Raw genomic sequence first — 21,468 nt, 5'->3', positions numbered from 1 at the left:
CTTACAGCTCTTTTAAATAATGTTTATTTCTTATTTTCATTCATGATTTTATTTAGCGTTTTATTAAAATCTAGAATCTTATCGTTGATATATAAAATATTTTGTGTGTAAAACATTGTAACGCGTTTGCTAAACCATCTATCCATGCCAAATTTTAGCTTAAAGACTTCATAGCTAAAATCTTTGAGTGATAAATCAATCAGGTATCCACCGCTATTATCAAAGGTGTATAAATGATTATCTTTGATGATAATCCCATTGAGATTCGCATAAGGTAATTTTACGCTTTGAAGTGTGGCTAGGGTTTTATCAAACTGATAGATTGTGCCATTGAGACTTAGGGCATAGATATGTGTCCCATCAAAGTAAATATCGCGGATTTCTAGCTCTTTGCCATAAGATTCCCCACGAATAAGTGTATAAATGCGTTTATGTGTGGCACTCACTAGCTCATCTTGCTTTACTTTGAGATAGATAATGTTGTTTAGAAATTTTTCTGTATTTACAATGATATTTTTTACACTTTTGCCTTGTGCTATATCGATTGTATTTAGTCTGCCATCAAGTGTTGGGAAAACAATTAGTGTGTCAAGGATAACGGGATTTGCATGCTTTGATGAGATAGCATAGATTGATTCCTCTTTTGTTTGGAAATTAAAGGAATCTTTTGTAAGGTCGTAAAGAAAAAGCGTATTACTTGCAAGCACACCAGCGACTAGATTATCTTTTATGCTTGCACTTACAATGCAGCCTTTTGTAGCGATAGCCTTTGCGTTTGGTCTATCAAGGCTTATCGTATTGTTGTCTTGTAATAGCGGGATAATGAGAAGCTCAGCACAGCCATTGCTTACAAGCCATTGTTTAGAGTCTGCATAAAGCAAGTTTTCATTCTCATTAAGCGTGATATTTGATAAGCCATTTTCTGTAATGACTGCGTTATTTTTTAGCTTAGCACTTGCTTGATTGCTACTTGCTAGAGGCTTTTCTAGTTTGCCATTAAACTCGATTTTACCCTGAATATGCTCTGGCTTGAAATCTTTTTGAGAATCACAACCACTATAAAATACAAGCAACAAACATATAATCATACAATATGATACTTTTATGAAGTTTGGCTTGAGATTGTCTAAGATGTGTTTGAAAATATGCAGAGTCTTAGAAATGTGAATGGGATATGAAGTAAGTGTTTGATACATTATTGTCCTTGCTCTGTTGCTTTATCTTCTTTTGTTGGTGAATCTGTGTTTTGTGTATTTGAGTCTTGATTACTCACACCATAGTGTTTGAGTAAAGTTGCCATTTCTGCGACAAGTTTATTATTATCTCTTGGCTGGATAGATTCTAGAATCTCTCTCGCTTTTTGCGTGTTATTATTTTGCATATATAAATATGCGGCTAGAAATCTTGCTCTATCGCGTAGTATCGGCATAGAATCTGATTTAAAATTCTCAAGTAACTCTAGCTTTTCGCCAAATACTGCGTATTGATAACTAGCGAGTGTAGCAACAAGCTCATTATTTGACTTGCTTAACTGCTCTAAAACAGCAAGATTTTCATCGCTTTTTAACTGCAATAGGCTTAGATTCTGTAACTGCGTATAGCGATAGAAATCATATAAATCCGGCTTTATTGTAGCAAGTGTTTCTTCTGTTTTCTTTCTGTCTTCTTCGGTGAGATTTTTGCTATACAAGGTATTCATTAGCTCATTTGCTTGTGAGTTTGTCCTATGTTCTGTGTAGGCTCTAATCCCCATATATATACCAAAAAGCACTAATAATGCGATGGCAAGGAATAAAAAATTCTTGTATTTTTTATAGAATGTTTCAAGTTTAAATGCACTTACAAGTAGATTTTGGTCTTTTGTAAGCTTATCTTTTACATCATGGAGATTTTTTTCGATTGACATGTTAAGCCTTAAGATTCTAATTTTAGGATTCTAGTTAAATGATTTAGAGTTAAATTTGGAATAATAGCATAAGAATTTCAACAAAATAGCTTTATAGTCTATATCATGCGTATTTTCTTGCTAAGTTTTCTTATTTATGTATGCCATTGTATTGTGTGAAAAAAATGCGGTTTATAACGACCAAATTTTCCTACAACATGGATTTGTGTCCGTGTAGAATCTGCTATGCGTTGCAAGGCAGTTAGATTCTTTTCTTTAAAGCTAAATAATAGCTCGTATTCCTCCCCGCTTTGATACACTTCTTTTTTTAGGGTAGAGTAGGGCAGTAGCGTGAGTTTATTTTGAGATTCTAACCTTTTTATCTCATTTGCTAATCCATCGCTAATATCCATACAAGCATGAAGCAATCTATGTGATTTTTTAAGGAAAGCCATGCGTAAAAAGGGTAGGGCAAAGCGGCTGTCTCTATGCGTCATCTCTATAACATGACGAGGCAGAATATGCTTATTTGTGCCATATCGTAGTAGCTTTTTTAGCGTTTTAAAACTGCTGCCTAGATTACCTTTTCTTATACTTGTATAGGCGAGTAAATCGCCATTTCTTACCCTGTCTCTATGGAGATATTTACCTATTAAATGACCTATTATTGTGATGTGAAATGAGAGTTCCCTGCCACACATTGTATCGCCGCCTATGAGTTTAATGTTATATTCCTTGCAAACGCTTGTAATGCCTTGTATTACTTCTTTTATCTGCGTATTTTTCATATCTTTATGTAGCACGATAGAGAGTAGGGCGTATTGCGGTAATGCCCCAGAGCTTAATATATCAGAGATATTGACTAGAAAAGCCTTTTTTGCTAGGTTTTCATAACTTAGCCATTTATTTTTAGAATCTATATCTTTATGGGTGGGGGTAGGGCTTTTTGTGTATTTTGACAAGACTTTAGAATCTATTTCATTTGAGTAGTGGCAGGGTTTAGGGTGCAAAAAATTAGAATCTTTATGAGACATTTTAAAATGAATGTTTTCTACAAAGCTATCAGCCGCAATTATATATCTTTTATCCTTAGAAAGTAATGGTGATAGCAAAGCACAATCATCATTTAGATTTTGTGTGATACCACTTTGTGCTAAAAGGTTTAAAAAATATGATTCTTTATCCATAGTATCCCTTTAAGTTATTAGAGTTATGGGTTGATGATAATTGCATATTAGGACAATTTAATGTTTATGTTAAAAACATGTTATAATACCGCATAAAAGCCATTAGGAATAAATTTTATATGCAAGATTCTAAAAACGATACATTACTAAGCGATATTAACACACAAGAAAATAATGATATGTCTCCACAAGATTCTAATATAAAAGCCTTGCGAGATATGGAATCTATACAAGAAGATTCTTTTAACTCTCAAGTAGATTCTATGGAATCTAATGATTTGAATAATATAGATTTAGATACAAACCAAAATGATATAGACGATAATGCCCCACAAGATATTCTTAATGATATTGTGCTAGATTCCAAAGATTCTACACAAATTATAGAATCTATGCCTGATAATATAGCATTTAATAATGAAGTGATAAATGAGTTAGAATCACAAGCACAACAAGAAAATACAGATATAAATGAAGCAATAGAATCTAATATTATAAATAATCTAAACGAAACACAAAGTGATTCAAGCACAGATTTATTACACGAAGTAAATGTGCCGCATGATTTAAAAGAAGAGATACTAGAATCTAATACTACACAAATATCTAAAGATTCTCATAATACACAACAAGAGATTCACACAGAAGAACTCAATAAAGAAGATTTATTTGACAATATAATCTTGCAAAAATCACATAATGAAGTAAAACCTAAAAAATATAGATGGCAATATCTAGTCTATTCTAAGCGAGTGTTTATAAGCTTAGTGTGTATTGCCTTTGTGGTAGGCAGCTATGCTGTGTATCTATTCTTTGGTTCTACTTCGCTTGAAGTATTATGGGATCTACATAAAACAAGAAATGCCTTGCGTCTTGAGGTAGAGCAAAGCAGACTAGATAATGCTACATTGCAAAGAGATGTCCTTGAATTGAGGGCGCTTGAGCCAAAATAGATTTATAGATTCTAAAAATTGTCACACTAAGCAAAGCAAAGTGTCTAACATAGAATCTCAACAAGATATTTCGTGCTTACGCACTCGCACGAGCAAAGCTCTTGCCCACACTTGCAAATATGACAAAGAATTTAGATTTTATAAATTTGCACCCACCCAAATGGTAGAGAATCTAGAATCTTATCTAAACATTATGCTTAAAATCCCGTTGCCCTTATGCCAATGCCTATACGATGTGCTGGTATATTGTATTCATACAAGCTATTTGCATAGCCATAGAAATACTGCCCATACACTGCGAAAAACTTACTCACCTCATACGCATAACCAAGCTGCAATGAGCCATGATAGCGTGTATAATCGCTAATAATGGGTGCTACATGCAATTCAACAAAATGCTTTTTATGCTTGTAATAAAGTCTTGCGTTTGCATAGCCCATGTAGAGACTAATATCTGGGTTATCTTTGCGTTTTGGGATATAGGGCCATGCCGTGATATGTATGCCAAAGGTAGAGTTTTTCATAACTTTTTCCCAAATGAGTTCTAGCATGATTCTATTTCCCATGCTTCTTGAGCGGCATTTCTCTGGAGTTAAAGGGTTTCTGTTGCTATCTCTCAAACACTCATCACCACCGATACCATTGCTAAAATGCAGGTAACCAATGCGTAATTCCTTGATTTTACCGCCCTTGCCACCAAAAAGATTCCAATCGGCTGGATAGGAATAAAAGATTGATGGCTTATAGTTTGAATCTCGCACAGGATTAGAATAGCGAAAGTTAAACTGCTGAAACCATGAAGTCTGCGTATAAGCAAAAAAGAGTGAGCCTTTACTCCAAAACGCCCCTCGCCAAAGCGGCACTTTAAAGCTTACTTGAAACTTCAATTCGCTAGGTATATTACTCCCATAGATTCCAAAAGGTGGCAAGCTATATGAATACACAAAGTAAGTCCCCTCATGTTCCAATACTCTCATAAAATCTGTATAGCTTTTCTCTGCTTTTTTTGTGCGTTCTTTATAAGTGTCTATATCGAAAAAGTGATTTTTTAGCTTTGTTAGGGTGGTGTTTTCTGATTTGGATTCTAGATTCTGTGCTAAATTTGGGTGGGCTACGGAGTTTAGGGCGTAATTTACAGAATCTAGATTCTGTAAAGATTTGCCCTTGTCTATACAATTTGGGCGATTGAGCGAATTATGATGGATAGTCATATTGCTTAGATAACTCCCACCATCATAATTCAGCCAAAGCCCGTCCAAAGCCAGAGAGCAACCGCTAGAATTTGTGGTTTTGTTTGCGTGGTTTGTTAGTAGAGAAACTAGTATCTTGTCATTTTGAGCCGTAGGCAAAAAATCTCTTTTAGATTCTAAGTCTTTAGATACTTCGCTTTGCTTAGTATGATGATTTTTAGGATCTAAACTCCCCATATTCCCCATTATATATAGCTGATTTTGCGAAGTTATCCAAGTCATAAAATTATCACTAGCATGTGCTTGTAGAATATGATAGGTAAGCACAAAATGATAAAAGGCATATTTAATAATACGCATTGTATATCCTAAAGTAAATTTTATGTAAAATTTATGATTATAACATGTTTTAGATTCTATAAACTACATTTATAACAATAAAAAATAAAAGTTATAATCTATTAGAATCTTTTTGTTAAAATTAGAGTTTTTTGAAAGGAAATGTATGGAAAAAGTTATTGCGATAAAAGAGCGAGTTTTAAGTGCGAATGATAGAAAAGCACAGGAATTGCGGGGCATTTATGATACGCATAATAAGTTTGTGATAAATCTTATGAGTAGCCCAGGAAGCGGTAAGACTACACTTTTAGAATCTTTAAGCAAGTTTGATGACTTTAAATTCTGCGTGATTGAGGGGGATTTAGAGACCAATAGAGATGCTGATAGACTAGAAAAACAAGGCGTATTAGCAAAGCAAATCACAACAGGTGAGGCATGTCATCTTGAAGCAAACATGGTAGCAAATATACTGCCCTCACTCATGCAAGATTCTAGATTTAATCAAAGCGACTTTTTGTTTATAGAAAATGTAGGCAATCTTGTGTGTCCAGCGAGTTATGATTTGGGAGCGAATGTAAATGTTGTGTTGCTTAGTGTGCCAGAGGGCGATGATAAGGTGCTAAAATATCCATCTATGTTTTTGTGTGCTGATATTGTGCTTATTACAAAGGCAGAGATGAAAGAGTATTTTGGCTTTAAAACAGAGCAGGTGAAAAGTGATTTAGAAACCTTGCGACATGGTGTAGAGATTATGGAGATTAGCAAAGATTCTAAGGAAAGCCTTGAGAAGTTAAAAGAGTATTTCCAAACCCTAGCCTTAAGGGGATACAGAACAGATCATATATTTAAATAATGCTAAAATTGTTTATTTGAATAGGATTCTTTTAGTTTTTTTGTTAGGAAATATTTATTATTACTGGTCTTTATAGGGAGTTTTATGTCAAGTAGCAAACAAGAAAAATGTCCAAAAAATGAAAGAAAAAAGCTAGATTCTATCACTAGTTTTCAGCTTAAGTGGCTTTTTTATACTACGCTCTTTTGGGGTGGGATTTTGGCTTTTAATCTCTGTGGAGAAGCTAGTCTTTTAATCTCTTATGGTATTTTTTGCCTCTTTTTTATCAGCAATGGAATCTATAAGCATAATATAAAAGCGTTCCTTATTTTTGCTTTCGTGTATATTGTGCCACTATTCACTCTTCGTATTGCGGGAAATTATAACTTTGAGGCTTCTTTTTCTGTGCAAATGCTCTTATATAGCCTTATACTTGCCATTCTTATTTTTAAGAAATACTATCGCTTAAGTATCACGCTTTGCGTGTATATAGCATTTTATGCTCTAGCAATATTCCTTGGGGAATGCCGCTTTCTTGGGAGTTTTTATAAGTGAGATATCTTATATCATGAAATCTGTTTTTTCATAATTTTATATATCATTACTCAACCTACTCAAAATCCACATATCTCACCTTATTTTTACGCAAATAGAGCCATTCGCCATTTGCAAATACGCTATCAATATTTGAATCTTCTTTTAGTCCATACACTCTATTTATATTGACATAGCGATATAAGATTCCAAGAGATATGATATGGGCTTTGCCGCTATCATCGATATAGAAAAATTGCGGATAGATTATTTGCTGAAATTTCATATTTTTATCAGTTAGACCGCCGATTTTCTCCCTTAAAACTTGTGGTATTTCTACTGCAATATCAGTGCTATATGCACCGCTATAATAGGCATATCCATTGCTTAGAATCCTATCTTTTTGACTATTGATTGTATCAAGCACAAAGAGCCTTTGCGCGTTCTTTTCACTATAATAGCCACTATGTTTATATGCGAGTTCTAAATAATGTTCCTTTTTTTGTAGCCATAACTCATTTTTATTATGCTTTATTTGTGAGTAGATCTTTTCTTCTAGTTTTAGATTCTCTGCTTTGGTATCTTTAGAATCTTTTTGTTTTTGCATGATTTCATCATATAGAGCTTTATTTAATACATAAGTGCCACTATACTCTTTTGAGTATTTTCTAGCTTTGTAATATTGCGGGTCAAATACATAAAAAGTGCAACCACAAAATATAAATACACTAAACAAAAGAGAGATTCTAACACTATAAAAAAGTAGAGTTTGCATACATACCTTTCCATAAAATATAAAATGCAATCATAGCAATAAATACTGCAAAAACGCTTTATTTTCGTTATAATAAAGACTTTATTTTAATAAAAAAAGGTGTGTCTATGTCGTATTTTAAGAAAATTGCATGTGGTTTTAGTCTATGTTGCGTGCTGGCTGTTTCAAGTTTTGCGGAGTCTGGTGGTGATAAATTGACGACTTTAGAGGCGACACGCACAAAAGTATTTGAGATTCTCTATCCGCAGCAGCTAAAGACACTGGAGCAAAAAAGGTCTTTTCTAAAAAAGCATTATAAATCTGGTGAAGAGTATGAGACCTTTATCTTCCCAAATCAAACAATAGAGAGTGTGTATAATGCCTATATCACAGCACACCCAAAAGATAGCTTTGGGTCTAGTATATTGCATAAGGAATTGCCAAAGATGAATAAGGCTTATAGGGCGGATAGCAATGAAGATCGTATGGGCTATGTGCTTATGTATATTTGGAGTGGGGATAGAAAGCTATCTATCACAAATACAAGGATAGAAGATGATAATCTTTGCGGTAAAGAACTCTTAGAGTTTGAAGAACAAGAAGGGCAGACTATTCTAAAATCAAGCTTTGAGCAGTATTGTTTCTAACTAAAGAAAGAGTATGAGAGATCAGAATCTAAACGCTTTATTAAATGCAGATAGCCTAGACTTAAGCACAAATAGCGATGAGATAAGCGAGACTTTGCAGTCTTTAAATACGCTTGAAAGTCTAGAATCTTTGCAGCAAAATACAGATTCTAAAAAGCAAGATTCTATCAATAAAATAGAATCTATAAAAAGATTAGAAACTAGCACAGCACAAAAACACCCCATAAAAGATTCTTTAATGAAAGATAAAGATTCTAAAGCGATAAATCTGTCAAAAACCCTGCATTCATTAGAGACAGAAGCACTCATTCATAGCACAAAAAATCCATACATAAACGCTGCAAAAGATTTAGCAAAAAATCCCAAAAATACACAAAAGCAAGATAAAAGCACAGAATCAAAAAGGCTAGTGTATGTATCAGTTGGGGATATTAATGGCATTGGACTAGAGCTTATTTTACGCAATCATGCAGAAATTGCAGCGTATTGCAAACCTATTTATTGCATAGATTTTGAAGTGTTGGAGTGTGCGGCAAAAAAGTTAGCTTTGCAGATTCCAAAAGATATGTATATCCACCCGCTTAATATGCAAGATATTTTTGATGATGAGATAATAAAGGCAGGGCAAATCTGTGCTAAAAGCGGGCTTTATAGCTTTAAATCGTTTGAGAAGGCAGTAGAGTTAAGCATAGAGCATGAGGCAAGTCTAGTTACACTGCCTATCCATAAATACGCATGGCAGCTAGCGGGTATAGAGTATGCTGGACATACGCAGTATTTGCGACATAGATTCCAAAAAGAAGCGATTATGATGCTTGGCTGCAAGGAAATGTTTGTCGCACTTTTTACCGATCATATCCCCTTAAGCAAGGTTTCAAGCTTGATACACAAAGAGAAACTTTTACAATTTTTTAGGGATTTTTACAAGGCTTATAGCACACTTTTTACACCTTTGCAAACAACACAAACACCAAAAAATGACACCAAGCATGGCACACAAGATTCTAAAGAAATCCAGCTAGAATCCTTGCAAGAACTCTCTTCAAACACTTTAAAGCAAAATGCGATTAATGCAAATTTAGTTAAACGACTGCTTTATGATGAAAAAAATATTGAAAAAACTATAATAGAAAAGCCACAAGATTCTATACAAGAGATTGCACCACATAATCACTCATTGCAACCCAAAAAAGAGTTAAAAATAGCAGTCTTAGGGCTTAATCCACATGCAGGTGATAATGGCGTATTGGGACATGAAGACATGATTATTAATGAGTGTATAGGGATTATAAATAAAGAAATTGGTGCTGAAGTCTTTATCGGCTCTATTGCCCCAGATTCTGCATTTATCCCGCACAATAGAGAAAGATATAGTATATTTATCGCAATGTATCATGATAGCGGATTAGCCCCACTTAAGGCACTCTATTTTGATAGAAGTATTAATGTAAGCTTAAATCTCCCCATATTACGCACAAGCCCAGATCATGGCACATGCTTTGATAAAGCCTATCAATCAAATAATAACATAAGCATGGAAAGCTATCTTGAAAGTTTTAGATTCTTGTGTCAAGTGAATATGTAGATTTGATCTTAAAGTGGAGGTTTGCGTGGTAATTTTATTATGTAATAAAATAGTGCTTTAGATATGATTAGACACAATATATTGTTTAGATTACAAAAATAAAGAGATAGGCTAAACTACTTCTTCAATAAAATATCGCGGTCGTCGCTTAGATTCTGCATAAATCTTGCCGACATACTCCCCGATAATCCCAAGACTTAAAAGCTGAATCCCGCTAAAAAAGCATAAGGGAATAATCGTAGAAGCCCAGCCATACACCACACCATCGGTAAAAAGCTTCACAAAAAGAGCGTAGCAACCAAGTGCGATGGAAAGTATAAAAAACACAATGCCTAGCACACTCACAAGTCGCAAAGGCACGACACTAAAGCTTGTTATGCCATTCCACGCGAAAGATAGCATTTTGCCTAAAGGATACTTTGACTCTCCAGCAAAACGCTCTAGCCTATCATACTCTACCACTGCTGTTTGAAAGCCTAACAAAGGCACAATGCCACGCAAAAATAGATTTACTTCACTAAATCTTAGCAGAGCCTGAATAGCCCTATTTGAGAGCAGTCTATAATCAGCGTGATTATAAGTGATTTTTACACCCATAATCTCCATAAGTCTATAAAAACCAAGTGCGGTATGCTTTTTAAAAAAGCTATCTTTCTGCCGCGATTTTCTTACACCTAAAATGACTTCAGCCCGCATTTTCGCCTTTGCTACAAACTCATCAAATACACTAATATCATCTTGCAAATCGCAATCTATACTGATAGCATAATCGCATTTATCCGCCACATATTCTAGCCCCGCTAAAAGGGCGTTTTGATGTCCGCAGTTGCGTGAGAGTTTTAAAGAGATGATTTTAACCTTATTGTTTGTTGTAGATTCTGTGAGATTAGATTCTGCTGTATTATCCAAAGAGATATTTAAAGTAGCTTTATGTTTGTCTATATCAATCTTAGCTATATCAGTGGGGGGGGGGGGGTAAATGTTGTATTTTTACTGCTTAAATCTTTCAAAATAGACCAAGTGTTATCCTTGCTACCATCATCTACAAATACGCAAAAGCTGTCTTTAGAAATACTTCTAGAATCTATGAGTTGCTCTAACTTTTTAGATATAGTTTTATGAGTTTCTTGCAATACTGCTTCTTCGTTATAGCAGGGAATAACTATTGCTAATACCATATATTTAATCCTGTTTGCTTGGTTTATTTAGTCATAGTTTGGTCATACCGATAAAATTAATTTTTAAATTCGCTATATTTTCATATACATTCAAGGCTACAAAGTCTAATAATTACGCTAGACTTCGCAACCCTAAAATAGCCTTGATATTGAGAGCAATGCTAGATTCGCACCACACCTAACAAAAGATAGAGAAGTAGTGCTTATCTTAGACTTACTCATTTTACTCACTACAATTTGAGCCACACAGATTTCTTAACTCGCTATTTTTCTCATTAAGCATATTATCGATTTCACGCACAACGCCTTTTGTGCCTTCTTCAAATATGCTAAGATTTTTATCTACAAAATCTTTGCTTACCATTTGTTTTTCTTTCATAGGCATAGCAATTGCATTTGCGTAAGAATGCACAGTTGCATGTTCTTTTTCCAAGTCTTTATAGCCTTGCGTATCTCTAAAGTTTTTATGTCCATCACCTTCATAATACCATTTACCAAGACGACAACCCTTATGGTCTGTAATGCCAAACTCATCAGAAGTGCCAAGTATGAATGAGTAGAGATTGTTTTTATAAATCACATGGTCTAATTTCGCAAGAGAACAGAATACAAGATTGTTTATAATGCTAAGCATGTATTTGGATCTAATAGAAGATGATGATAAGTCTTGCATCATACCTACTATATCATCAACATTGCAACGCATAGATTCTGAAATCGTATTAATCTCTTCGGTATTTACATGTATATCGCCGCTTTCTTGCTGCATTGCTTTTACAACGATTGCAATATCTTTTGTGGCTTTTTGCGTTTTCTCTGCAAGCTTTCTCACCTCATCTGCAACGACTGCAAAGCCTCTGCCATGCTCTCCCGCCCTTGCTGCTTCAATTGCTGCATTCAATGCTAGTAAGTTAGTCTGCTCTGCAATATCATCAATAAGTGAAATAACATTTGTAATGTCATTGCTTCTTCCGCTAAGAGATTGTGCTAAGGTCTGTGCATGCTGCATTTTATCGCATAACTCACCAATGTCAGACAAAGACTTTTTTGTGATATCAAGCCCTTGTTGTGAAATATCTGCTGCTGCTTCTGAGCTTTTTAGAATCTGTCCTAAGTCATTAAAGATTGCAACAAAAGATTCTTGTGCTGCTCCAAGCCCACCCTTTAGGGCAACATGATGTAAATGCGTAATATCAAGCCCACCTAAATCCTTATCTCTAAACGAACATTTTTTGAGACAATATAAGTCTGTATCATGCACTCTCTTATGTTTTGCTATGTAGGACACATCATCTAGCGTTATAACCGCACTTTTATTTGCCAATTGTGTCAATAAAGACTTTGTATCCTTTATAGACTCTGCGTTTGTATTGCGAAAAACGATTTCACCCTGAGAGATACCAAAAATAATCTCTTCAAATGCAAACGCACTCACTTGACGATAAAATTCAACCTCTTGTGCCAAAGCTTTATTCTCTTGTTCCTTAGTTTGCAACTCTTGTCGCAATGTTTTTGAAGATGAAAACATACAAAATTACCTTAAAGATTAAAATAGATTCTCGCATTTTATCACAATTTTATTGTTTTGTGTAATTTCAACACAAATATTTATTTTTTTACTTAAGCATTCATCATATTATCTTTGAGATTGTTTTATTTTGCAAGTTGGATTTCAAATAGACTTGTATTATAGATTCTATAAAATATGCTACAATAGCGACTTTTATCATACATATTGGAATCAAAAGGGCTTTTTTATGGATTATTTAGAAATTGAAGGTGGGAATACATTGCATGGGAGTGTGAGAATCTCTGGTGCAAAAAATGCAGCATTGCCACTACTTGCTTTGTCACTGCTTTCTAGGCAGCCTATGGAGTTTTATAATCTACCTGAAGTTGCTGATATTAATACTTTTATGCGTTTGCTTACAATGCTTGGGGCAAATATTACAACAGAGGGTAAGGGACATAGAATCATAGATACTACAAGTGTGAATGACACAAAGGCAGTATATGATATTGTGCGTAAAATGCGTGCTTCAATCCTTGTTTTAGGACCGCTTTTAACGCGTTTTGGGCATTGTGAGGTGAGTTTGCCCGGAGGTTGTGCGATAGGGGCTAGACCCGTTGATTTACATATAAAAGCTATGCAAAAGCTTGGGGCAAATATAGAGGTGCAAGGAGGCTATATCATAGCTCATGCAAAAGATGGGCTAAAAGGTGCTGATATAGTTTTTGATAAGATAACCGTTACAGGCACAAGCAATGTAGTCATGGCAGCCGCCCTTGCAAAAGGCAAAACGCGTATTATTAATGCAGCAAAAGAGCCAGAAGTCGTGCAGTTATGTCAAATATTGCAAGAGAGTGGATTGCAGATACAAGGCATTGGCACTTCAGAGATTATTATCGAGGGGCGGGGCGGGGAATTACTTGATTTAAAACCAACTAGAGTGATACCAGATAGAATCGAGGCAGGGACTTATCTGTGTATTGGCGCGATTACAAACTCACAGATTACACTACATGATGTATGTGAAGACCATATTGAAAGCATTGTGTTAAAGCTACATGAAATAGGCTTTGAGACAGAGTTTTGCTCTAGTGGTACAAACAAAGCGATAACGATATATCCATGCAAGACCCCGTTAAAAGCATTCCGCATTACAACAACGGAATATCCGGGCTTTCCAACTGATATGCAGGCACAATTTATGGCTTTAAGCACACAATGCAATGGATCAAGTTTTATTAAAGAAACGCTATTTGAAAATCGCTTTATGCATGTAAATGAGTTACAAAGACTAGGTGCAAATATAGCTATCGATGGCAATGTAGCACAGATTAATGGGAAAAGCGAACTCATAGGTGCAGATGTGATGGCAACAGATTTGCGTGCTTCATCTGCCCTTGTGCTTGCCGCTCTTGTAGCAAAAGGTATCACTAGAGTGCATAGAATCTATCATTTAGACAGAGGATATGAGCAACTTGAAGTAAAGCTTAGCTCACTTGGTGCAAAAATACACCGCTTGAGCGAGTAATTAATAAGGCAATAATATTTGATTTGGATGGAATCAAATAACCACTTCTATAGTGCTGAGATTTCGCGTAATTTTGGAATCTTGGCGTTGAATCCTTGTTATGTTGGATTCTTACATCTTAGACTTTCATTTCACTGCTTTTTGGTTTCTTTCTTGCTATCCCTAAAACTTCGCAAAGCAGCATCTATATCAATATGGCAATAGCCATTGGGATTTTTCTCTAAATATTTTTGATGATAACTTTCTGCTTCATAAAAATTAACTAAAGGCAGAATCTCTGTAACTGCCTTGAGATTCTGCCTTTGCTCCCACGCTCTCAAGCATTCTCTTATTACATTCTCATTCTCCAAATCTACATAATACACGCCACTGCGATATTGCGTCCCCCTATCATTGCCCTGATAATTCAACGCACAAGGATCAATGATAGATAAAAACCGCTCCATAATCTCACGCAATGAAAGCACAGATTCATCATATTCTAGCCTTAAAGCTTCTGCCGCCCCACTTGTCCCACTACATACAAGTTCATAAGATGGATTAGCAATTTGAGAGTTCGCATAGCCAACAACAGAATCTAGCACACCTTTAAGCCTATCAAAATAGCCCTGCACTCCCCAAAAACAACCACCAGCAAGATAAATCACCGCCATTTTTGCCCCTTAATACAACAAACTTCTTTGAGACATAATCCTACTTATATTGTTTATATAAAACACAAATAGCCACAAAGAAATAATTTTATTTTATATGCCTATAAAATCTCTTAAAAAGCTTTTAAGATTCTAAAATTTAACTCCCAATACGCTAAGCACTAGAATCATAATCGCAACAAACCGCATAAGAGTTTAGCCCACAAGATTCTAAAAACCTAACCCCTTAAGCCCTTCTCACTCAAATACCTATCCAAACTCTCATCATCAAGCACCCTGTCATAATATTGCAGGGCAATCCGCCTTTTATCATTTGTCTGTATATCGCCATTTATCGTGTCAATAAACTCCCTAAAATCCGCATTTTTATTCACTAGCATATCAATGGTTTTAAAATCCAAGTTTCTTAGCGTTGAGGGCAAAAGCACAGAAGATTCAGTAGGCTCTAGCTCTAGCTTGATAAGCCCAATGCCAAAGCTACTATGCAGCCGCCTTAGCTCATCAAACACTTCAGAATCTAGCTCTTCAAATACGACCAAATACCCCTCATTTGCAAAGCTAGAGTTACTCACCGCTTGAAAGTAGCTCTCTTTCAAATTGCTAAAATCAAGTGAAACTTTTAGCTCAAAGGAGTAAATCTTAAAATCGCGGCGGTTTAGATTCTGACTTAGCTCTAGTGTTTCTCTCTCACTATAATCATTAAATGGGAAATGCACCCCCACAATATCGGGATAGTTCCACTTATCCTGCCCGCTTTGTGTCTTTTTGCTCTTTTCGTGCTTTATCGTCTTTGCATACACATCAAAATAATCTTTTGCAAACCGCACAAACAGCGGGTGCAAATCCCGCTCGTGAAAGCCCCTGCCTTTTTGCTTTTGGCTATTTGCCTTGCTTTCTTGCATAGATTCTAAACCCTTTTGTAGCTCGTTCTGCCTTGCCCTTAACCAAAAGGTTGTAGGCTTATTTGAAGCTTTCATAAAGATAGAATCTTGCCTATCGCGTATATCCACATAAAGTTGTGCTGACATTGTCATTTCTGGTGTTTTGCCGATACTTTTTAGATTCTTATCCAATCCTTTTTCTACCGCTATATCCCAAACCTGCGTAGCTTTAAGCGGAGTAGTTACACTCTCTAGCACAGCTTTTGCCACTTCCAAATATGTCATTTTCTTCTGCATTTTTATCCTTAGAATAATATAAATAAAATTATAGCATTAGATTCCAAAAGTAACTTTAGAGTTACAAAGTCCGCTATTACTACGCGTATTTGCCTTTGATTAGTGAAAAATACGCAATGATTAAGGATAAGTAAATCTCACATAAAGGAAGTGAAAATGGCAGCATTTGACCCAATTGATGAAAAAGTCGTGTTTGAAAAGCTTAGTAATCTTATCAATGGAATGGACTGCTCTAAGCAGAGTTTAGAGCAGCATAAAGAGCAACAAGGCGTGATTTATGCTAAAGATGGGCAGAGTATCCAATCTTCTAGCACGGATAAAAGGATTTGTTTTGCAGATAGAATCCTAAATGGTGGAATCTTGCAAAAAGATGGGAGCTATATGAGTGATGATAAGCAGTTTATATATAGCCTTGATACGAGTGGGGCTGGGCTTTTGCGTATCACTTCTGTGTGTAAAAAGACAAGCTTTACCCTAGTAAATTTCTCGCAAAAAAATGCTGATTTTGGAATCTATTTGCGTGAAAAGCCTTATAAGGAAATGGGCTTTGTGTATTGCAACACTTTTAGCGTGCACCCCTATATTAAGGCTTTCAAGGAAATCGCCCCCTATATTGCAAAGCGAATTTATAAGCCTGATTTCTTCACAAAGGCGATTGTCAATGACTATAAAAGTATGCTTGCAAATACGCTTGGACCATTTTATGAGCCAAAATCATTTGATAAGGCGGTGCAAGAGATTAGCCTAAATCCGCAGTATCTCTATCTTCTTAATGTCGCTATGATTGAGAGTATGAAGCATTTTACTAAGGATAATGGGCTGGTAAAAGAGCTATATATTTTTGCAAGTAACCCAACACCTCCAGATAGCTTCCGCGCACAAACACTTCTTAGCACGATGAAAAGTCTCAATCGCAACATCACGCAAGGAAAGCCCGAACTTGCTATCAATCAAGTGGTGTTTCATAGCTTTGCTTTGGGTGAAGAAGTGGAGTTTTTGCAGGAATTAAGCAAGGATAGCGGCGGAAAATACTATAAAGTGGATTCTACTTTAGCGTTTAAAAAGGCATTATTAAGCCACCTTGATAATGGCAGAATGCCAGAGCCAAAAGAGCTAGGCGATGATGCGAGCATAGTGCCTAGCAAGCCAGAGAAAATGCACGATGATAACCCACCAAAAGATAAGTAAAAGTATTAGAATCTAGCTAGATTTCTAAGTCAGGTTACTTCGTAAAATTGTGTTTAAGAGCTTTAAATCGTTGAGCTTAGCTTCTATCTCTTTACATTTGGAATCTAGCTCATTTTTACGCTTTATGCTTAAATTTATAAAGCTAGATTCTCTCTCAATACCTACAAACTGCCTGCCTAAAAGATTTGCTGCAATACCTGTGGTGCTAGAGCCTGAAAATGGATCGCAAATGATAGAATCATCATTACTTGCCATTAAAAGCAATCGCACCAAAAGGGCTAAGGGCTTTTGTGTGGGGTGTTTGCCAAAGGTCTTTTCCCAAGGAGCAATCGCTGGGAAGCTCCACACATCACGCATTTGCTTATCATTGTTTAGCTTTTTTAGAATCTCGTAGTTAAAAATATGCTTATACTTATGGCTTTTTCTAGCCCAGATGATTTGCTCAGTAGAGTGCGTGAGGTAGCGACAGCTAAAGTTTGGCGGGGGGTTAGTTTTCTGCCAAGTAATGATATTTAAAATCTTAAAATCAAGCTTTTGCAACGCCCTGCCAAGTGAAAAAATATTATGATAAGTTCCGCTTATCATAATGCTGCCTGTGGGCTTTAGGGCTATTTTTGCATTTGCAATCCACTCCATATTAAACCTATCAATTTCATCAATATTTTCTCCCCTGTCCCATTCGCCTTTATTCACACTTACAATCTTGCCACTTTGGATACTCAAGCCATCGTTTGAGAGGAAATAAGGTGGATCGGCAAAAATCACATCAAAACTCTCTTTCATCTGCGGCAAAAGGGCATTGCAATCGCCTTGATAAAGACTAAATTTAGAATCTAGGCTTGTAAAAGTGGGGGTTAATGTATGGAATCTAGCAGTCATTTTGCACCTTTTTAATAAAATTTTTGACATTGTTAAGATTATACATCTCTACGCTTTTATAGGCTTCTTGCAATTTATTTTTGCTGCTTTGCCAACCTTGCCCATCAGTAATCCACACAAAGTTTTTATCAGCAAACCTATTAAATTTTGGGGCTAATTCTTGATATGCTCTAGCTGTTTCGTTAAGCTTACTCCCACCGCTTGTATAAAAATTGCATTCAACAAAATAGCTTATATTTTTCCCAAAAATTACAAAATCAAATCGCTTTTTATCATCTCCAAAGCTTCCCTGTAAATCGCTAAACTCTGCGATATTCACTTGTTCTTTAAAATGTAAATTAGCCTTTGTAAAAAGATCCCTTAAATAAGATTCCATAAAAGCACCACCACGATTTTTTCTTGCATTGCTATCTAACCCCACTTCAATACCAAAAACAAAGTCATTTAAATCTTTCATCTTACTATTACCAAAGATAGAATCTAGCCCACTCTCACAGATAAATTCATAAATCCCTTTAGGACTTTGTAAATACGCATTTATGGGTATTTCATTGCGATTAGAATCTAGCACCAACTCTTTTTCATTGCGGATCGCTAAAATCAAAGGCAAAACATCAAAAGCCTTAACATACTCATCAAAAAGCAAAGTAATCTTATCTTGCAAACTATCCTTTGGCACACCTAGCAAAAGATTTAAATGATTAAGGCTAATGCTTAACTTATCTTTATTTGCTAGACATTTTTACCAATCCACAAAAAAGCCCAAATCCCTATTTGTCGCCCTAAGAGTGCTTAGAAAAGTTTCAAATGCTAATGTATTTTTCACAATTATTCCTTATGTGTTGTGCGTTTAGATTCACTTTCCCAAATATTTTTAAAATATTATTATACAGCCTTCAATTACTTATTTTAGTTTCTCATTTATTTCTCGCTTTAAATGCTTCTAAAAACTCATCAGCACTTTTTTGACTAACACCTTCTTCTCGTAAAACACTTGATAGCTGACTTAACATCTCTTCTACTCTTTCTTTCTTCTTATCAATTCGTGCAATTCTGTCAGCCTGTGTTTCTTCATCAAGGCTATTTTTATCTAAAATTGTTTCTTTACGGGTTGTTTCCTTAAGGGTTGTCTTACTTGACATACCGCTTAAAATATTACTTGATTGACTTAGTGTTTTTGGTGTGCCAATAGACATATACTCATCATCTATATCATTTATCTTACTTCGCATTTGCTCTTTAAAATTATCTTCTTCTGTTAAATCTCTCAGTTCTATATGCAATTTTTCATTTTTTAGCTCAAGCTCACTGATTTTATCTTTTAAGCGGAATAGTCGCTTAGCAGCCTTAAGATATACATCATGCAATTCTTGTGGATAGATTATCTGTGCTGCCCTTGCCATAGCAGTCGCTCCATTTTTTACATGCACACTTACAACATTTAGCGGTTGAAATTCAGCGATTATGCCACTAAAATCAAGCGGATTAGAATCATCATTTTTAGTTAAAGCAAAACTTGCTTGTGTATCAAAAGATTCCATACTTTCTGCTTGTTTGTTTTGCATGATCTTATTTTTATAGAGTTGAGCTTTGTTTTGCATTTCTTCAATTTCAGTTTTTATATTTGCTAACTCTATGTTTGCATCTTTTAACAGATTGTTTGCTTCTGTAATCTCTGCGTTTAGATTCTTTAATTGCTTTTCTTTTGCCTTGATTAGAATCTCATATTCTTGCATACTCTCTACAAATTCTTTTTTCTTACTCTCAAAGATTTTAGCAATCTGCCATGCTTCCTTTATCGTTTCAGCCTTAGCAACAAACTCAAGGAAAATCTCTTGCTCATCGATATTTTGCACGATATGTGCTAATACTTCTTTTTCATCTTCTTGCAAACTCAAGTGTTACTCCTTATTAATTAGTTTCAATCTGCTTCAAGGCTTAGGCTCTCAAGCCTTATATCTCGCCCTTGTATGATATGTGTATTTTTACTTTCACATTTTGGACAGGCTGGATTATCTAGGCTATGAAAAGTGCTTTTACAATCCTTGCATTCTAGCAAAATCTTTTCTATTGTAAGTGTCAAAGTCGCATCTTTTATAGAATCATATTCTGTCTGCAAAACTTCAAAAGCACTTTGCAATAAGCTTTTATCAATGTTTGATCGCTCACCCACACTTACAACGATATTTTGCACTTTTGTCGCATTATGCTCTTGTAAATGTGTCAAGCAAAGCTCAAGAAGTGAAGCTATAATGGAATATTCATGCATATTTTTCCTTATTATTTTATCTTTGGTTTTAATAATGCTACATGAAAATTATTTTTAAAAAGCGGCATGCTCTGCATAAGCCAACCAAATAATGCTACATTGCTATCAAATACTGCATTATACAAATCTAGCGTATTTGCAAATGGTAACCACAAGCTAAAAGCCATAAGCATAAAGACCGCACAAATTCTATCAATGCAATAGCAAATCGCAATCACACAAGAAATAAGCAGGATTTTATATCCTAAAGGTCCATACGCCCAGTCAAAGATTCCAAAAGCATTACCTGCGAATAATAACCACAAAATAGCTAAAAATAAGAAACCGCGATAACTTATTGTAAAACCTATTTGATTAACAAAGGTCCTAACAATAGAAAAAAGGCAAATAAAAAACAATAAAAAGCTAGGTGTATCAAATATGCTATAAAGAAGCATGGAAAAGCTTATATGGTGTATGGGAATCATGCTTAGTATAAAAGCAGATAAGCTAATCAACCCACGCGTAAGTGGCTGTAAAAATGTGCCAAAAAAAAGCCGCACAAAAGAGAGTGTGCCAAGGGCTATTGCTGCACACATAAGAGAGTATGTAAAAAGTGAATAATAAATCATTGTCTGCCTTTACATGCTTAATGCTTTTAATTTAAGATAAGATTCTAAACTATATGAAACAATATAGATTATATAACTTTGGAATCTAGCCTTTCTGCCACTCACTTTGGCGTTTAGCTTTCATATGTATCCTTGATAGAATTTAGATTTTTTATTTTTTGAATGGCTTGCAGGGTTTAAGATGCACTTACTAATTTCTAAACTGCTCTAAAATTTTAACCGACATTTTTTTCATTGTCAAGTCGTTTTATATACTCTAAGCTGAAATAAAAGATGGGCTTGGCAAAATGCCCACTCATTTTAATTGCAATTTATCAGCTTCCAAATCCTCAAAAACCGATATTTTCTCTTGTTATGTAGGTTAGTGAGAATTAGCTGGAAAAAATTAAAATTATATGCTTGCGTACAATATTATAATTTGTATGAAGTAAATTAAAATAATTAGTGATTAAATGGGTAAGTGCATTTTATTGTGAGTGTAAAATTTCCTCTCGGCGCCTTATGGTCTTAGTGATAGAGCGTATAAAAAGCCTTTTATATCTATCTAGCAACACACAATAAAACACTC

At 35.1% G+C, this 21,468-nt stretch carries 21 protein-coding genes and 2 pseudogenes; 7 read left to right on the top strand and 16 right to left on the bottom strand.

The window, feature by feature from the left end:
- Window positions 1–23 precede the first annotated feature (23 nt).
- The 3 genes from C6H17_RS10455 to C6H17_RS10445 form a co-directional block, all read right to left on the bottom strand.
- Window positions 24–1,196 carry a hypothetical protein gene (locus tag C6H17_RS10455; protein ID WP_005219997.1) on the bottom strand — a complete coding sequence of 391 codons (1,173 nt, stop codon included), beginning with the start codon at window positions 1,194–1,196 and terminating at the stop codon, window positions 24–26.
- Entirely contained in the window at window positions 1,196–1,906 is a 711-nt protein-coding gene (locus tag C6H17_RS10450) for a hypothetical protein (RefSeq protein ID WP_005219996.1), read from the bottom strand. The genes C6H17_RS10455 and C6H17_RS10450 overlap by 1 nt, the downstream gene beginning before the upstream one ends.
- A gap of 134 nt (window positions 1,907–2,040) precedes the next feature.
- Entirely contained in the window at window positions 2,041–3,072 is a 1,032-nt protein-coding gene (locus tag C6H17_RS10445) for a thiamine-phosphate kinase (RefSeq protein ID WP_020995803.1), read from the bottom strand.
- A 119-nt stretch (window positions 3,073–3,191) separates the two neighbouring features.
- Here C6H17_RS10445 and C6H17_RS10440 point away from each other — a divergent pair, with 119 nt between their 5' ends.
- Complete coding sequence (locus C6H17_RS10440; RefSeq protein WP_005219994.1) at window positions 3,192–4,025, top strand: hypothetical protein; 834 nt, start codon at window positions 3,192–3,194, stop codon at window positions 4,023–4,025.
- A 197-nt stretch (window positions 4,026–4,222) separates the two neighbouring features.
- Here C6H17_RS10440 and C6H17_RS10435 read toward each other — a convergent pair whose 3' ends face one another.
- Window positions 4,223–5,575: a phospholipase A gene (locus C6H17_RS10435; protein ID WP_020995804.1), complete on the bottom strand. Its 1,353-nt coding sequence runs from the start codon at window positions 5,573–5,575 to the stop codon at window positions 4,223–4,225.
- 145 nt (window positions 5,576–5,720) lie between these two features.
- Between C6H17_RS10435 and hypB the strand changes: the two genes are divergently transcribed.
- Both hypB and C6H17_RS10425 read left to right on the top strand, forming a co-directional pair.
- Window positions 5,721–6,407: a hydrogenase nickel incorporation protein HypB gene (gene hypB, locus C6H17_RS10430; protein WP_020995805.1), complete on the top strand. Its 687-nt coding sequence runs from the start codon at window positions 5,721–5,723 to the stop codon at window positions 6,405–6,407.
- An 84-nt stretch (window positions 6,408–6,491) separates the two neighbouring features.
- Window positions 6,492–6,941: a hypothetical protein gene (locus C6H17_RS10425; RefSeq protein ID WP_020995806.1), complete on the top strand. Its 450-nt coding sequence runs from the start codon at window positions 6,492–6,494 to the stop codon at window positions 6,939–6,941.
- A 55-nt stretch (window positions 6,942–6,996) separates the two neighbouring features.
- On the opposite strand, the gene C6H17_RS10420 is transcribed toward C6H17_RS10425, so the two are convergent.
- Window positions 6,997–7,695, bottom strand: coding sequence for a hypothetical protein (locus C6H17_RS10420; protein ID WP_005219991.1), 699 nt, complete (start codon window positions 7,693–7,695; stop codon window positions 6,997–6,999).
- A gap of 107 nt (window positions 7,696–7,802) precedes the next feature.
- On the opposite strand from C6H17_RS10420, the gene C6H17_RS10415 reads away from it, so the two are divergent.
- Together C6H17_RS10415 and C6H17_RS10410 are read left to right on the top strand one after the other, a co-directional pair.
- Window positions 7,803–8,321, top strand: coding sequence for a hypothetical protein (locus C6H17_RS10415; RefSeq protein WP_005219990.1), 519 nt, complete (start codon window positions 7,803–7,805; stop codon window positions 8,319–8,321).
- Window positions 8,322–8,334: 13 nt separating this feature from the next.
- On the top strand, window positions 8,335–9,906 hold the full coding sequence (locus C6H17_RS10410; protein WP_104731435.1) for a 4-hydroxythreonine-4-phosphate dehydrogenase PdxA: 1,572 nt from the start codon (window positions 8,335–8,337) through the stop codon (window positions 9,904–9,906).
- A 111-nt stretch (window positions 9,907–10,017) separates the two neighbouring features.
- Here the strand turns inward: C6H17_RS10410 and C6H17_RS10405 are convergent, their stop codons facing one another.
- From C6H17_RS10405 to C6H17_RS13575, 4 genes and pseudogenes are all read right to left on the bottom strand, one after another.
- Window positions 10,018–10,815, bottom strand: a complete 798-nt coding sequence (locus C6H17_RS10405; protein ID WP_267892800.1) for a glycosyltransferase — start codon at window positions 10,813–10,815, stop codon at window positions 10,018–10,020.
- 44 nt (window positions 10,816–10,859) lie between these two features.
- Window positions 10,860–11,084, bottom strand: coding sequence for a glycosyltransferase (locus C6H17_RS13340; protein ID WP_267892799.1), 225 nt, complete (start codon window positions 11,082–11,084; stop codon window positions 10,860–10,862).
- 223 nt (window positions 11,085–11,307) lie between these two features.
- Entirely contained in the window at window positions 11,308–11,718 is a 411-nt protein-coding gene (locus C6H17_RS13580; protein ID WP_233706196.1) for a CZB domain-containing protein, read from the bottom strand.
- A gap of 132 nt (window positions 11,719–11,850) precedes the next feature.
- Window positions 11,851–12,093 (bottom strand): annotated as a pseudogene (locus C6H17_RS13575) (methyl-accepting chemotaxis protein); the annotation flags it as partial.
- 748 nt (window positions 12,094–12,841) lie between these two features.
- On the opposite strand from C6H17_RS13575, the gene murA reads away from it, so the two are divergent.
- Complete coding sequence (gene murA / locus C6H17_RS10395) at window positions 12,842–14,122, top strand: UDP-N-acetylglucosamine 1-carboxyvinyltransferase (protein ID WP_005219986.1); 1,281 nt, start codon at window positions 12,842–12,844, stop codon at window positions 14,120–14,122.
- 131 nt (window positions 14,123–14,253) lie between these two features.
- On the opposite strand, the gene msrA is transcribed toward murA, so the two are convergent.
- Both msrA and C6H17_RS10385 read right to left on the bottom strand, forming a co-directional pair.
- Window positions 14,254–14,775: a peptide-methionine (S)-S-oxide reductase MsrA gene (msrA, locus tag C6H17_RS10390; RefSeq protein ID WP_005219985.1), complete on the bottom strand. Its 522-nt coding sequence runs from the start codon at window positions 14,773–14,775 to the stop codon at window positions 14,254–14,256.
- Window positions 14,776–14,993: 218 nt separating this feature from the next.
- The gene (locus C6H17_RS10385; protein WP_020995807.1) at window positions 14,994–15,953 is read right to left on the bottom strand and encodes an HTH domain-containing protein; all 960 of its coding nucleotides are present in this window, start codon (window positions 15,951–15,953) and stop codon (window positions 14,994–14,996) included.
- Between the two features lie 156 nt (window positions 15,954–16,109).
- Between C6H17_RS10385 and C6H17_RS10380 the strand changes: the two genes are divergently transcribed.
- Entirely contained in the window at window positions 16,110–17,141 is a 1,032-nt protein-coding gene (locus C6H17_RS10380; RefSeq protein WP_020995808.1) for a hypothetical protein, read from the top strand.
- Between the two features lie 24 nt (window positions 17,142–17,165).
- Here C6H17_RS10380 and C6H17_RS10375 read toward each other — a convergent pair whose 3' ends face one another.
- From C6H17_RS10375 to C6H17_RS10355, 5 genes and pseudogenes are all read right to left on the bottom strand, one after another.
- A complete protein-coding gene (locus C6H17_RS10375; RefSeq protein WP_005219982.1) occupies window positions 17,166–18,020 on the bottom strand; it encodes a DNA-methyltransferase in 855 nt (284 codons plus the stop codon).
- Window positions 18,010–18,846: pseudogene (locus C6H17_RS10370) on the bottom strand (type II restriction endonuclease). The gene C6H17_RS10375 and the pseudogene C6H17_RS10370 overlap by 11 nt, the downstream one beginning before the upstream one ends.
- A gap of 91 nt (window positions 18,847–18,937) precedes the next feature.
- Entirely contained in the window at window positions 18,938–19,918 is a 981-nt protein-coding gene (mua, locus tag C6H17_RS10365; RefSeq protein ID WP_005219980.1) for a nickel-binding protein Mua, read from the bottom strand.
- A gap of 23 nt (window positions 19,919–19,941) precedes the next feature.
- Entirely contained in the window at window positions 19,942–20,289 is a 348-nt protein-coding gene (gene hypA / locus C6H17_RS10360; protein ID WP_005219979.1) for a hydrogenase/urease nickel incorporation protein HypA, read from the bottom strand.
- Window positions 20,290–20,300: 11 nt separating this feature from the next.
- Entirely contained in the window at window positions 20,301–20,900 is a 600-nt protein-coding gene (locus tag C6H17_RS10355; RefSeq protein WP_020995809.1) for a hypothetical protein, read from the bottom strand.
- Window positions 20,901–21,468 lie beyond the last annotated feature (568 nt).

This window comes from Helicobacter rappini, from assembly GCF_900198625.1.
GTDB lineage: Bacteria > Campylobacterota > Campylobacteria > Campylobacterales > Helicobacteraceae > Helicobacter_A > Helicobacter_A rappini.
The sequence above is the reverse complement of the archived record's forward strand: the minus strand, read 5'-3'. Positions and strand labels throughout refer to the sequence as shown.

What these genes read in the sequence shown, in the direction of transcription:
- C6H17_RS10455 (WP_005219997.1), bottom strand. Translation starts at nt 1,196, where the DNA reads ATGTATCAAACACTTACTTCATATCCCATTCACATTTCTAAGACTCTG.
- C6H17_RS10450 (WP_005219996.1), bottom strand. Translation starts at nt 1,906, where the DNA reads ATGTCAATCGAAAAAAATCTCCATGATGTAAAAGATAAGCTTACAAAA.
- C6H17_RS10445 (WP_020995803.1), bottom strand. Translation starts at nt 3,072, where the DNA reads ATGGATAAAGAATCATATTTTTTAAACCTTTTAGCACAAAGTGGTATC.
- C6H17_RS10440 (WP_005219994.1), top strand. Translation starts at nt 3,192, where the DNA reads ATGCAAGATTCTAAAAACGATACATTACTAAGCGATATTAACACACAA.
- C6H17_RS10435 (WP_020995804.1), bottom strand. Translation starts at nt 5,575, where the DNA reads ATGCGTATTATTAAATATGCCTTTTATCATTTTGTGCTTACCTATCAT.
- hypB (WP_020995805.1), top strand. Translation starts at nt 5,721, where the DNA reads ATGGAAAAAGTTATTGCGATAAAAGAGCGAGTTTTAAGTGCGAATGAT.
- C6H17_RS10425 (WP_020995806.1), top strand. Translation starts at nt 6,492, where the DNA reads ATGTCAAGTAGCAAACAAGAAAAATGTCCAAAAAATGAAAGAAAAAAG.
- C6H17_RS10420 (WP_005219991.1), bottom strand. Translation starts at nt 7,695, where the DNA reads ATGCAAACTCTACTTTTTTATAGTGTTAGAATCTCTCTTTTGTTTAGT.
- C6H17_RS10415 (WP_005219990.1), top strand. Translation starts at nt 7,803, where the DNA reads ATGTCGTATTTTAAGAAAATTGCATGTGGTTTTAGTCTATGTTGCGTG.
- C6H17_RS10410 (WP_104731435.1), top strand. Translation starts at nt 8,335, where the DNA reads ATGAGAGATCAGAATCTAAACGCTTTATTAAATGCAGATAGCCTAGAC.
- C6H17_RS13340 (WP_267892799.1), bottom strand. Translation starts at nt 11,084, where the DNA reads ATGGTATTAGCAATAGTTATTCCCTGCTATAACGAAGAAGCAGTATTG.
- C6H17_RS13580 (WP_233706196.1), bottom strand. Translation starts at nt 11,718, where the DNA reads ATGCTTAGCATTATAAACAATCTTGTATTCTGTTCTCTTGCGAAATTA.
- murA (WP_005219986.1), top strand. Translation starts at nt 12,842, where the DNA reads ATGGATTATTTAGAAATTGAAGGTGGGAATACATTGCATGGGAGTGTG.
- msrA (WP_005219985.1), bottom strand. Translation starts at nt 14,775, where the DNA reads ATGGCGGTGATTTATCTTGCTGGTGGTTGTTTTTGGGGAGTGCAGGGC.
- C6H17_RS10385 (WP_020995807.1), bottom strand. Translation starts at nt 15,953, where the DNA reads ATGCAGAAGAAAATGACATATTTGGAAGTGGCAAAAGCTGTGCTAGAG.
- C6H17_RS10380 (WP_020995808.1), top strand. Translation starts at nt 16,110, where the DNA reads ATGGCAGCATTTGACCCAATTGATGAAAAAGTCGTGTTTGAAAAGCTT.
- C6H17_RS10375 (WP_005219982.1), bottom strand. Translation starts at nt 18,020, where the DNA reads ATGACTGCTAGATTCCATACATTAACCCCCACTTTTACAAGCCTAGAT.
- hypA (WP_005219979.1), bottom strand. Translation starts at nt 20,289, where the DNA reads ATGCATGAATATTCCATTATAGCTTCACTTCTTGAGCTTTGCTTGACA.
- C6H17_RS10355 (WP_020995809.1), bottom strand. Translation starts at nt 20,900, where the DNA reads ATGATTTATTATTCACTTTTTACATACTCTCTTATGTGTGCAGCAATA.